The following is a 13,111-nucleotide window of genomic DNA, read 5'->3' on the forward strand; positions in this document are numbered from 1 at the left end:
CTTATAGTCCAAGTATGAGTCATTCAGTAGCTTTGGGTGATAGACATAGTTTTGCAGATATAGGGGAAACCATATTGCAAAACTTTGGATTGAAACAATGGGGGATTGGGACTTCATTTTTAGATTCTCTGAAGGGATAGATCTAGATTTTATATTTATGTAGAGTTGAATAGCTTTACATTATTGATTTTATAAATAATTACATATGCGAAATACCGCAGTATATATTTACTTTAATTGAGTTAAATACATACTGCGGTATTTTTTATAGAGAAGAATTTTAGTGAAAAACAGGAAATTCTTACTTATATGTGGAAATATATAAGTATAAGAGAATACACCCATGATCGTAAGTACGAGAGGAGGAATCATTATGAGAGAACAAGTACAAGGTAGTGTATGGGACAAAGTATTCAAGATTTCAGAACGGGGCTCATCCGTATCGAGAGAGTTATTTGCGGGGGCCACTACATTTCTTTGCGTTTCTTATGTATTAGCTGTAAATCCTGCTATTCTTGGCGCTGCCGGTATGGATGTAGGCGCCGTATTCACGGCAACGGCTGTTAGTGCTATTATTATGACATTATTGCTAGCTTTATATAGCAATATGCCATTCGCCGGCTTATCTGGTATGGGTATCAATGCATTTTTTGCTTACACTATTGTGGTCCAAATGGGACATAGCTTTGCCTTTGCGTTAACGGCTCAATTAATCGCAGGTTTAGCATTTTTACTAATCGCAGTTACACCGTTAAAAGAATATCTGTTTAATGCCATACCGCATACGATTAAATTGGCTGTAACAGCGGGCATCGGCTTGTTTATCGCTCTCATTGGTCTTAGTAGTGCAGGACTTATCGTCAGCAATCCTGCTACTATTGTGAGCATTGGGGACTTACAGGCGCCATCTAGCTTGATATCCATTTTGGGAATCATATTAATCGCCGTTTTTACGGGGCGCAATGTAAAAGGCGGAATATTTTTAGCCGTTATCATTGCTGCGGTTGTTGGGTTCTTCTGTGGGATTACAAAGTTGCCGTCGACGATATTTTCTATGCCACCATCGTTGGCACCGATTTGGTTTCATTATGATATGAGCGAACTTTTATCTGTAGATATGGTATTTGTGGCCTTTACGTTCTTGTTCGTTAATTTATTTAATGTAGTTGGCGTATTGATTGGTCTTACGAATCAAGCTGAGGTGCCTCAAGATAAACAGTTGGGTGTACAAAGCTCTTGTATGAAAGTATCTGCATTAGGCACTATCATTGGTAGTGCACTAGGTACATCTCCTCACATTGTAGCTGTTGAATCGGCAGCGGGTATCGCAGAGGGCGGCCGTACAGGCTTGACCGCTTTAACCATTGCAGGACTCTTTATAGCATCCTTATTTTTAGCGCCGTTACTCATGGTTATTCCTGTAGCGGCTACTGCTCCGGTACTTATCGTAGTAGGTCTATTTATGATGGCCTCTGTTAAAGATATAAACTTCGGTGATATTTCTGAAGGATTACCAGCATTCTTAACTATAATTATGATGCCTTTTGCTTATTCCATAGGTGTAGGTATTGAATGGGGTCTCATCAGTTATGTATTAATTAAGGTTCTGACTGGGAAATATCGAGATGTTTCTGGTGTCATGTATTTCTTGGCGCTCATTTTCATTTTGAAAGAAATCTTTATGTAAGGAGGATCCTTATATGATACAATTTAATGCAAAAATTTCTCGACAGGCACAGGGGCTGGACAAGGCTTCTGTCGTATTGAAGGGGGCATCTGTTTTAAATGTATTCATCGATGAATGGGTGAAAGCAGATATTGCCGTTCATAATGATACGATTATAGGTGTTGGTACTTATAGTGGTGAAACAGAATATGATTATAGCGGTAAATATATAGTACCTGGCTTTATCGACAGTCATCTACATTTAGAGTCTACATTAGTAAATCCTAAGGAATTAGTCTTTGAAGCATCTCAAGTAGGGACTTTAGGCTTTATAGTAGATCCTCATGAAGCAGGCAATGTTGCAGGTATTGCAGGTGTTGAGTACATGATCAATGAAACTGCATCGGCTCAAGGTGATGTATATGTTATGGCTCCATCCTGTGTGCCCGCTGTACCAGGTGAAGATAATGGCGCTATTTTAGATGGCGATATGTTACATAAGCTACAAGCTAATCCACGTATTTTAGGATTAGGTGAAGTCATGGACTGTTATAGTGTTATCAATAGTGATCCTTACATGATGAAAAAGTTAGATTATTTTAAAGATACAATTATGGATGGACATATTATTGGACTTTCACCAGAGCAAGTAGCAAGTTATCGTTTGGCAGGAATTACTACAAATCATGAATGTATTTCCTACGAAGAAGCAAAAGAGCAAGTTAAAAATGGGATCTATGTATGGATTCGTGAGGGCAGTGCGGCTCATAATCTAGACTCCATTGTGAAAGGGCTTGTAGAAGAGCAAGGGAATACGGAACGTTATGGTTTCTGTACAGATGATAAACATATTGAGGATATTCGTTCAGAAGGCCATATCAGCTATAATATTCGTCGTTCGATTGAGCTGGGACTGACACCAATCCAGGCTTATAAAATGGCCTCCACTCATCCTGCATCATGTTACGGTTTAAAACATTTAGGCGCTATTGCGCCCGGCTATAGTGCTAATCTTGTAATCCTTAATGATGAACAACGTGTAGATATTCACGAGGTGTTTTATAAAGGAAAACCGATTGAACGCGTTCTTGTAAGAGAAGAGAAGATTGTACCAGTTGAATTACTGCATACGATTAATATAGGTACTTTCACAAAGGAAAAATTAGACATTTTTGTTGAAGGTCCGCAAGCGATTATTAATATCGTGCCTGGACAAATCGTTACACAAAAAACGGTTGAGAAGGTTCCTGTTGAAAATGGATTGTTTAAACCAAATGCTGAGTACAATAAAATAACTTGTATCGAGCGGTATAAAGCATCTGGTAGAAATGGTGTCGGTATTTTGAAAGGCTTCAATTTAAAAAATGGTGCTATTGCGTCATCCTTTGCACATGATTCACATAACCTGATTGTTGTTGGCGACAACGATGCAGATATGATGGTTGCTATTGAGCGTATTCGCGAAATTGGCGGCGGATATGTCATTGCTAGTGAAGGCAAAGTAGTAGAAGAACTAGCTCTTGAAGTAATGGGCTTAATCACAAATCGACCTCACGAAGAAGTAGATGCAAAAGTGGCTAAGATGAAAGATATTGCTTACGGTATGGGCGTGCCGAAAGGCCTAGATCCTTTTATTAATTTGAGTTTCCTTGCATTAACTGTAATTCCAGAAATTAGAATCACTACTACAGGTGTGATGGAGTTCTAGTGTTAAGTTTAATGAAAAGCTAATATAAAAAGGGGCTGTAACAGAATGTGGTTTTACCACATTCTAGTTGCAGTCCCTTTTGCTTTTATCCTTGAAACAGGATGAGTTTATTTAATTATAGCAAGCCTTGATTTTCCATCATATCTTTAATATCAAGTATGGTAGATTTACATACTACATCATAATCTAATGAACCAAGGAAGTCTGCAAATTTAGTGTCATCTTCATTTTTACAGTTTCCATATGGAATTTTACCAAATTTTTGATATGGCTCTAGAATGCGATTTCGTTTGTATTTCCACATATTATAATAAGGACCTTTGAATTTAGTCATAAAACCATTGCTATCGACTAATACAAAGCCTTCAGATTCATGGAATGAATTTAGCTCCTCATTTATGATGGCTTGAAGCTCATCCATGGTAGAAACTTGTTGAACTGTTTTAACAATGGAAATCAAGTCAGTGTCATATTTTTGTAGGATTGTATAAAGTTCAGATAATTTTTCTCTAGAGAATGGGACATCTATATGTTTACCATTTACGTCTAGAGTATTTTGAATCATATCGAGCACATAGAGATGATCTTGGTCGTATTTAATGATATGAGTATCCTCTTGGCTGATGACTTCAAATATCATAGAGCAGCTATTACGTGCTAATAAATCTTTGATTTCTGCTTGTAAGCCTTCCGGTAATCTATGGAATAGGTTTTTAAATAAATCCACATGTATACCCTCTGTTGTAGATTTAGAGGCAAATACTAATTCTTCGTTGATAACGCCAAGAATGGTAAGGTAACCATTTTCTTTAGTTCTAATTTCAACTGGGAAGGAGAGAGTATTAGCTAGATTATCTAACTCTGTTTCTGGGCGCTCACCAAGATTAAAGAATTTATTATAACTACGTAATTTCACATCTCCTGTAATTCGATCCACAAATAATCCACGAGCTTGTACTGTACTTTCATTCCATAATCGTTTATGAAATACACGAGAGGTAAAGTTCAAGGAATATAGGTTAGGGAAACACTGTTTTACTTTTACTAATTTTGAATTGCCAATAATATTAATATCTTCATTTTGTGTGAAAATGACGTGTTGTGTCATATTTTGGAATTCATGGCGCATATAATCTTTATCATATACATCGTTTTTAATTCCATTTTTTGTGAAAGTATTAGCTGTAATATCAATGTATTTTAGTTCTCCACCAAACTCAACTTCTCCTTCCAAACAGAAGGAGTACTTTCCATCTGGAACGCCACGATGACCGTGAATTTGAATGAAGTCCTGACACATGTTTTGTTCGTAATTAGTATCATAGATATTAGCGATATTTGTTTCGTAAGCGCCAAACCCATTAATAAAGGTTGAGGTAGCTATGAAGGTCATATTCGGCACATAGGAGATACCACCATGGGAAACTAAATATTTTTTGCCATGAAAGCTAAAAGGATAACATTGACGAAGTGATTTATAAAAAAGTCGCAGTTCTCGTTGGAGTGATTCCACTTCTTTTTTCGTCATATCCTTTATGATCGGTGCTACCACATCTTTCATAAAGCGTTTGGAACGATCTAAACTTGTATTAAATGCAAAGTTTGCAATGTGTCGCTCGTGATTGCCTTCTAACATAATTGTATTAGGTAATGTGCTGAGATGCATCATTTCATACATCATTTCTTTGTTTTCAATACCGCGTTCTAAATAGTCACCGCAGAAGATGTATAATGTCTTTTCATCCCATGGTGTAATAGCTTGTTGTAATGCGGTGTAGCAACCGTGAATATCACCGATAACACGCACTCGATCATATCTATTTGTTAGATTAACCGTGAAGTAATTGTTGATTTCATCAATGGAGTTAATTTTTTTACAAAACTTTGGTAATGTACTTGTTTTAATCATTTTGTACATACGATGAATGACTTGCTCTGGCACGCGTTTGTAATCGGCGCGAGCCGCATTACGGGCCAAGCAATCCTCCAAGGATGTATCTGGTTCATAGTAATATACAGTATATTTATATTTATTAAGCAATTCTTTGTAAGCATTAACAGCTTTAGATGTAGTGTGGGTAGCATCTAAGACGACAAAGTCGCCATTGCTCATTCGTTTTTCTAAACAATCTAGTAGGAGCTTCCATGCTGGACCATTATCCTCTTGTGAAATATACCAGCCGTTCTCACTAAGGGAAGGGCTACGTAAAAGCATACGGAAATGATCGGCTTCAAGGGTGTAAGCCTCAAGATTGTTATCACGAATCCACTGAGACTTACCACTAGCAGGAGCACCACGCATTAATAATAGTGTTCTCATAGTAATAGTCCTCTAATCTGCCTATAGGGCGTAAAATAATATAACTGTATAACAAACGAAAAATTATTCTATAATTAAATATGAAAAGGGCATAAAAAAACAGTCTCAACGGATCCCCGAGAGACTGTCTTGCTTGCTTTTAAAATTATAAAGCGTTTACTTTAGCTGCAAGGTTAGATTTTTTGCGAGCTGCAGTGTTTTTATGAAGTACACCTTTGGAGGCTGCTTTATCAATTACGCTAGTAGCATGAACAAGTGCTTGTTTTGCTTCTTCTACTGCGCCTGCTTGAACAGCTTCAACGGTTTTACGAGCTGCTGTACGAATTTGAGATTTTACAGCGGCGTTTTTCGCACGACGTTCAGCATCCGTTTTTACGCTTCTAATACTGGATTTAATGTTTGGCAATTGAGTCACCTCCTTAAAAATCGTTTCTTATACCTGAATGATTATATCATACCAAATATTGATACGCAAGGACTTTTCAGCTCAATATTTTCCTTAATGACATGATTTGTAAAACAGTTTCTACTGTTTATTAATGAAAGCATATATGTGATTTTTAAAATCAAATTACTTACTCATTTTATAGTGTAACAATATATTAATTTTAATTTATGAAAGTTAAAAGGATCCTTATGTTATAATGAAGAATAGAATTAAGTGAGGTGTATTATGAAAAAATTAATGATTATAGATGGCAGCAGTTTGTTATTCCGCGCATTTTTTGCATTACCACCGTTGAAATCCGCTTTGGGAACACCAACGAATGCAGTATATGGCTTCTTAACAATGCTCATTAAATTGTATGAAGAAATTAATCCTGACTATATTGCCGTAGCTTTTGATAAAGGTCGTCAAACATTCCGTACTGAAATGTATAGTGAATATAAAGGAAATCGTCCAGATGCACCTGAGGATTTGCGTCCACAATTTAGTTTAATTCAAGATGTATTAAAAGCATTGGGCATTTGTGTCATCGAAGAAGAAGGTTTTGAAGGGGATGATATCCTTGGATCCTTGAGTAAAAAGTTTGGAGCCCCTGAAATGGCTGTCCAAATTATTACAGGTGACCGCGATAATTTACAGCTTGTAACAGAACATAGCCATGTGTTCTTAACTAAAAAAGGTATTTCTGACATGTTAGAAGTTACTCTAGATAATATGGAGGAGCTTTATGGTTATGGTCCTGATAAGGTTATCGAAATGAAGGCGCTTATGGGTGACTCTTCCGATAATATTCCAGGTGTACCAGGCGTAGGTGAGAAAACAGCGCTTAAATTAATTACCGAATATGGCAATCTTGAATCTGTATACGAACATATTGAAGATATTTCTGGTAAGAAATTAAAAGAGCGCCTCGTAGAGAATAAAGAGTTAGCCTTCTTATCTCGTGAATTGGCAACAATAAAAACAGATATGGAGTTATCTTATAAAGTGGAAGATTTTGTACAAAACTTCCATACCTCTGAAGTACAGCCTTTATTTGAAACTTTAGGCTTTACAAAATTAACACCTCGCATTGTTCAAGTAATGGGGGGCGAGGAAGCAGCTTTTGGAGATCCAGGCTCTTTATTTGCACCGCAAGAGGAGATTTCTTTAGATGATTTAGCGGATGCTAAAGAATTAACAGCCGACTTCTATAAAGATAAGACGGTAGCAGTACATGTTATATTAGATGGAAAAACACCATTTAGAACGGTAACGAATACGTATCTATCTAATGGTGATACTATTGTAAAAACAGACGATAGTAAAGCTGTTTTAGCTGTATTACAAGGTGCTAAAGTCATTGTTACAACTCAAACTAAGGAGATTATCGAAGCCTTTGGTGCAGATGTGCCAGCTGAGATTTCTTTATTTAATGCTGATAAAACTGTTCGTGTTCACGATATGTCGCTCATTGCGTATTTATTAGATCCTACGCGTACTAATTATGGATATCTATATCTAACTGAGCGTTTCTCTGTACCTAGCATTGCTAGCGGTAGTGTAGACGTAGAATGCGTGTCCATGGTGAAAGCCTTACTTGCCATGAACGAAGCAGCTTGTGAATCTGCATATCGTGAAGAGTTATGGTCTTTATATGAAACGATTGAGTTGCCTTTGATTCATACTTTAGTAGTGATGGAGAAGAATGGTATCTATATCGATACAGAGAAGTTGGCGGAAACAACGGCTCGCTTTAAAGAGGAACTAGCTCAAGTACAAGATGAGATTTATGAACTAGCTGGAGAAACTTTCAATATCAATTCACCTAAACAATTGGGTGTAATCTTGTTTGAAAAGATGAACTTGCCAATCATCAAGAAAACCAAAACTGGTTATTCTACAGATGCAGAAGTACTGGATATGCTTCGTCACGAAAGTCCGATTGTTGAAAAAATCTTGGCATACCGTTCTGTTGCTAAATTAGTATCTACCTATTGCGAAGGTTTGGCAGTTCTCATCAATGATAAAACTCGTCGTATTCATACGACTTTCAATCAAATGGTTACGGCTACAGGTCGACTTAGCTCATCTGATCCGAACTTGCAAAATATTCCTGTTCGTACCGAAAAAGGCCGTGAAATTCGTGCCTTATTTTATCCGGGTGCTGGATATGATACATTGGTGAGTGCTGATTATTCCCAAATTGAGTTGCGCATTTTAGCTCACTTATCTGGCGATGAAGCATTGATTAAAGCCTTTGTAGAAGGTAAGGATATTCATCGCTTTACAGCGGCAGAGGTACTTGGTAAAGCTCAAGATGATGTAACTAGTGAAGAACGTTCCCATGCGAAGGCTATTAACTTCGGTATTATTTACGGTATTTCTGACTTTGGGTTATCTCGTGACCTTGGTATTACACGTGGTGAAGCTAAAAACTATATTGATCTTTACTTTAGCCGTTATCCTAAGGTTAAAGAATATATGGATCGAATGGTTCAAGAGGCTCATGAAACAGGGAAGGTTCGCACTATGTTTGGTCGTCAACGCGAGTTACCTGATATTAATAGTCGTAACTTTAACCGTCGTTCCTTTGCTGAACGAACCGCAATGAATACGCCAATTCAAGGTACTGCTGCAGATATTATTAAGTTAGCCATGAACCAAGTGGAGCAAAAATTAGAAGAACAAAACTTTAAGTCTCGACTTTTATTACAAGTACATGACGAACTAGTACTTGAAGTGGTTAACTCTGAATTAGAAGCTATAGAAGAATTATTACGCAGTACAATGCAATCTGTTGTAGAGCTACAAGTACCTCTTATTGTAGACGTACATCATGCAGAAAACTGGGCATTAGTAAAGTAATATATATTTATAATAAATAGAAGGTATATATGTTTAAAATTGGCTTAACTGGTGGCATTGCATCTGGCAAAAGTACAGTTCTTACATATTTTAAGGATAAAGGTATACCGTATATCGATGCTGATATTGTGGCTCGTGAAGTTGTAGAGCCTGGTACAAAAGGGCTAGAAGCAATTGTGGCTATTTTTGGAACCGATGTATTGCACGATGATGGGACATTAAACCGAGAAGCATTAGGGGCTATTATATTTCATAATGAAAAAAAACGCCAACAATTGAATGGTTGTTTAAAAGAGCATATTCAAAATCGAATTATGGAGCTCACAGCTCATTATGAGGCACTACATACACCAGTTTTACTATATGATATTCCCTTACTCATCGAAGGAGAATGGTATACCATAATGGACGAGGTGTGGCTTGTATATGTGAATGAGTCGACTCAAATTGAGCGCTTAATGAACCGCAATGGATTTACCAAAGAGGATGCATTGGCTCGTATTAAGAGTCAAATGCGTCTTGATGACAAACGTCCTTATGCAGATGTAATCATTGATAATAATGGTACACCTTTGGATTTAAAGGAACAATTAGATACCATCTGGAATGAGCGTATCGAATCAGCTCTATAAGAAAATCGATAATTGCCATTTTATGTGTCAAATTTAGTATATAAATAATAGTAATAAATGGTATAATAAGCCCATAAAACTTAGCATAATATTAGTTTAGCATTTGTTATATGTTAGATTTTGATGACTATTTTTAGTTTATTTATATGTAGAAAGGGGGATATATGAAACGTGCAACGGCAACGGCACTATCCTGTGTCGTACTTGGGTGGTTTTATTTTACACATCTAGATGATCCTTTGGCGCGTCAAATCGCGTATCCCTTTAACTATAAAGAGGAAGTTATAGCTGCAGCTGAGAAAGAACAGGTGCCGCCATCTTTGGTGGCTAGTGTTATCTTAGCTGAAAGCAAGTATAAAAACACAGCGGAGTCTGAAACCGGTGCGCTTGGATTGATGCAACTCATGCCAGATACAGCGCGTTGGGTGGCACAACAAGTAGGACATGGCAACTATACAGATCGTCAACTAAAAGAGCCTACTATAAATATTGAGCTAGGTACTTGGTATTTAGGTCATTTGCTGAAGGAGTTTAATGGGGATCAGGTGCTAGCACTAGCTGCCTACAATGCTGGTCGTGGTCATGTGGAATCGTGGATTCACGAAAATAATTGGAATGGAATGGTTGATACGATTCCATTTCCTGAGACTCGTAGCTATGTAAAAGCAGTCTTACAGTATCAAGAAAGATATGAGGCATTATATGGAAACGATAATTGAAGCTTGTAAAGCCTTAGACTATTCTTGGTTGCCTCAATCTATTGAAGGCTTCACATTAGTGACATCTACTGAAAGTGACTATACAACGTTATCTAATCGTATTAGTGCTGGTGAAGACGTTTTAAAGGTACCTATTTTCCACTATCAAAACGAATTGGGGTGGCGTTGGTCTGCCTTATATGATAAAGAGGTAGAGGACTATACAGTACATATAGAAATGCCACTATTTTCCTTTGTGGACATTTCTTTTGTGCGAGCCGATTTAGAGTCTTTTTGGACAGGGCTACAAGAACGATGTGTAAAAGGGTTAACCAATATGTTAATAGAACCTTCTAATAACTTTACCTTTACTTATCGTCGCCGAGGGATTCTTGAATGGGACTTCTCACAAGTTATGCCTGAAGAGTTAGAAGGCTTTGTACGTGATATTGATCCAGCTCATGCGATTCGCATGATTAATGGTTCTTTTATCATCGGCGAATACCGCAAGATGGATGAGTGTACAGGCTTACTATTGTATTATAATGAATTGCGTGATGAATACTTTGCGGAACTTCGTTATAAAAGCTATCCAGAAATTGACCATCATTTAGATGCAAAACATCTAGATGATTTAGCAGTGCTATTGCGTGAGCATTTAGGTGCTATTCTAAAAGGCTTGAATGACCGCGTTGATTAAAGTTTGGATAGATTTAACTATGCTATTTTTTGTCATTTTTTGTTTTTATAGAATGACTTATGTGGGATTGGTTTCTTTAATGCCCATTAGAAAGCGTAGAATTTGTATATACACAGTAAATGTGATATACTATATATGACTTTTATATAAATCTTTTAAAAGAGTGGGCTTATGTCCACTCTTTCATTTATGATTAGCTCAATTTTAGAGTATTTTAGAATCAAGAGATATATACAAGATGTAGTAAGTAAGGAGGCGATGGCTATGAAAAGAGAAGCAGTGGAGGAGTTTGTATCCTCTGTAGTTGAAGGTATTATAGCCGGCACCGATATGGAACTCGTCGACGTAGACTATGTGCGTGAACGCGATTGGTATTTACGTGTCTACCTCGATAAACCAGGTGGTGTAGATTTGGATGACTGTCAGTTGGTGAGCGAAAAATTAAGTGCTGTCCTCGACGAAAAGGATCCAATTACGGAAAACTATTTATTGGAGGTATCTTCTCCCGGTCTTGATCGAGTTCTTAAAAAAGATAAGGACTTAGTTCGCTATAATGGCCGTGACGTAGATATTCAGCTGTTTAAGGCTATTAATGGCAGTAAACAATTTACTGGTGCATTACAAGGTTTTACAGACTCAACTATCGACTTTATTATCAATGGTGAAAGCATGACATTTGAACGTTCTACCATTGCACAAATTCGATTACATCTTGATTTTTAATATATGGAGGCATACGAGTGAGTCAAGAATTAATTCAAGCGGTAATGGTGCTTACAAAGCAAAAAGGTTTTGCTCCTGAGGTTATTTTTGAATCCTTAGAGGCTGCATTGTTGCAAGCATATCGTAAAGAACCAACATCTAACCCAGATGCGTACGTTGTGATTGACCGCGAAACAGGCGTTTATAAAGTAATGGCTAAAAAACAAGTTGTGGAAACTGTTGAATTACCTGAAACAGAAATCAGCTTGTTAGACGCTCGCAAAAAAGATAAACGTTTTGAGATTGGTGATGTAGTAGAAGTAGATGTAACTCCTGCCAACTTTGGCCGTAGTGCTGCCCATACTGCTAAACAAATGCTCATTCAACGTTTAAAAGAGGCTGAGCGCAGTGTAGTATACGAAGAGTATTACAGCCGTGAAGGCGACATCATCACTGGCGTTATTACTCGCGTTGAAGGTAAAAATGTATTTATCAATCTTGGTAAAACGGAAGCGATTTTGCCTCCAACTGAGCAAATTGTTACAGAAACATACCGTGAAGGAGATCGTATTAAATGCTATATCGTAGAGGTTAAGAAAACTACGAAAGGCCCTCAAATTATGATTTCTCGTACACATCCAGGTTTATTGAAACGTCTATTTGAGCTAGAGGTTCCAGAAATCTTTGAAGGCGTAGTAGAGCTTAAGTCTGTAGCTCGTGAGCCGGGGATGCGTTCTAAAATCGCTGTATATAGTCGTGATGAAAATATTGATCCTGTAGGTGCTTGCGTAGGTCCTAAAGGACAACGTGTACAACATATTGTTGATGAATTACACGATGAAAAAATAGATATTGTTAAATGGGATGAAGATCCAGCAATTTATATTGCTAACTCCCTGAGTCCTGCGAAGGTTGTATCTGTAGACGTAAGCGAAGAAGAAAAAGCTTCTTATGTAGTAGTGCCTGATTACCAATTATCTTTAGCTATTGGTAAAGCTGGTCAAAACGCTCGTTTGGCGGCTAAGTTGACTAACTGGAAAATCGATATTAAAAGTGAAACTCAAGCTGCTGAAGAGCCTTTCACAGGTTTCGGCAATGCTGAGGATGGTGAATAGTCATGAAACCAAAATCCCAACCTATGCGTACTTGCGTAGGATGTGGTGAACCTAAGGCAAAACGAGAATTGATTCGCTTAGCCTTGAGTCCAGACGGCAATATCACTATTGATCGCAGCGGTAAAGCACCAGGACGTGGAGCTTATTTATGTGAGTCCATGTCATGTTTTGAGCAGGCCTATAAGGCAAAACGATTAGAACGGTCCTTAAAGCATAGCGTATCTAAAGAGATATATGAAGCGTTACAACGTGATTTACAAGAGAATGAGTAATCA

Annotated in this window: 11 protein-coding genes and 1 pseudogene; 10 read left to right on the forward strand and 2 right to left on the reverse strand. The window is 37.4% G+C overall.

Features of this window, described 5'->3' with window-relative positions; genetic code table 11:
• The 3 genes and pseudogenes from RYO55_RS05235 to ade all read left to right on the forward strand — a co-directional run.
• Positions 1–140: pseudogene (locus RYO55_RS05235) on the forward strand (phosphopentomutase); the annotation flags it as partial.
• Between the two features lie 233 nt (positions 141–373).
• Positions 374–1,687, forward strand: a complete 1,314-nt coding sequence (locus RYO55_RS05240) for an NCS2 family permease (protein WP_278469402.1) — start codon at positions 374–376, stop codon at positions 1,685–1,687.
• Positions 1,688–1,700: 13 nt separating this feature from the next.
• Positions 1,701–3,374: an adenine deaminase gene (gene ade / locus RYO55_RS05245; protein ID WP_314984482.1), complete on the forward strand. Its 1,674-nt coding sequence runs from the start codon at positions 1,701–1,703 to the stop codon at positions 3,372–3,374.
• Positions 3,375–3,489: 115 nt separating this feature from the next.
• On the opposite strand, the gene RYO55_RS05250 is transcribed toward ade, so the two are convergent.
• Positions 3,490–5,694 (reverse strand): RNA ligase, encoded by a 2,205-nt coding sequence (locus RYO55_RS05250; protein ID WP_314984483.1) that lies wholly within the window; start codon positions 5,692–5,694, stop codon positions 3,490–3,492.
• 145 nt (positions 5,695–5,839) lie between these two features.
• Positions 5,840–6,100 (reverse strand): 30S ribosomal protein S20, encoded by a 261-nt coding sequence (gene rpsT, locus RYO55_RS05255; protein ID WP_004692998.1) that lies wholly within the window; start codon positions 6,098–6,100, stop codon positions 5,840–5,842.
• 267 nt (positions 6,101–6,367) lie between these two features.
• Between rpsT and polA the strand changes: the two genes are divergently transcribed.
• The 7 genes from polA to rnpM all read left to right on the forward strand — a co-directional run bounded on the left by polA (position 6,368) and on the right by rnpM (position 13,108).
• Positions 6,368–8,989 carry a DNA polymerase I gene (gene polA, locus RYO55_RS05260; protein WP_314984484.1) on the forward strand — a complete coding sequence of 874 codons (2,622 nt, stop codon included), beginning with the start codon at positions 6,368–6,370 and terminating at the stop codon, positions 8,987–8,989.
• A gap of 29 nt (positions 8,990–9,018) precedes the next feature.
• The gene (gene coaE, locus RYO55_RS05265; RefSeq protein ID WP_295815071.1) at positions 9,019–9,621 is read left to right on the forward strand and encodes a dephospho-CoA kinase; all 603 of its coding nucleotides are present in this window, start codon (positions 9,019–9,021) and stop codon (positions 9,619–9,621) included.
• Between the two features lie 164 nt (positions 9,622–9,785).
• Positions 9,786–10,340: a lytic transglycosylase domain-containing protein gene (locus RYO55_RS05270; RefSeq protein WP_118091519.1), complete on the forward strand. Its 555-nt coding sequence runs from the start codon at positions 9,786–9,788 to the stop codon at positions 10,338–10,340.
• Positions 10,324–11,019, forward strand: a complete 696-nt coding sequence (locus RYO55_RS05275; protein ID WP_227036861.1) for a hypothetical protein — start codon at positions 10,324–10,326, stop codon at positions 11,017–11,019. The genes RYO55_RS05270 and RYO55_RS05275 overlap by 17 nt, the downstream gene beginning before the upstream one ends.
• A gap of 264 nt (positions 11,020–11,283) precedes the next feature.
• Positions 11,284–11,742 carry a ribosome maturation factor RimP gene (gene rimP / locus RYO55_RS05280; RefSeq protein ID WP_118091521.1) on the forward strand — a complete coding sequence of 153 codons (459 nt, stop codon included), beginning with the start codon at positions 11,284–11,286 and terminating at the stop codon, positions 11,740–11,742.
• Between the two features lie 17 nt (positions 11,743–11,759).
• On the forward strand, positions 11,760–12,836 hold the full coding sequence (gene nusA, locus RYO55_RS05285) for a transcription termination factor NusA (RefSeq protein ID WP_118091522.1): 1,077 nt from the start codon (positions 11,760–11,762) through the stop codon (positions 12,834–12,836).
• Positions 12,837–12,838: 2 nt separating this feature from the next.
• The gene (gene rnpM / locus RYO55_RS05290) at positions 12,839–13,108 is read left to right on the forward strand and encodes an RNase P modulator RnpM (RefSeq protein WP_021148062.1); all 270 of its coding nucleotides are present in this window, start codon (positions 12,839–12,841) and stop codon (positions 13,106–13,108) included.
• Positions 13,109–13,111 lie beyond the last annotated feature (3 nt).

This window comes from uncultured Veillonella sp. (assembly GCF_963551295.1).
Lineage (GTDB): Bacteria > Bacillota > Negativicutes > Veillonellales > Veillonellaceae > Veillonella.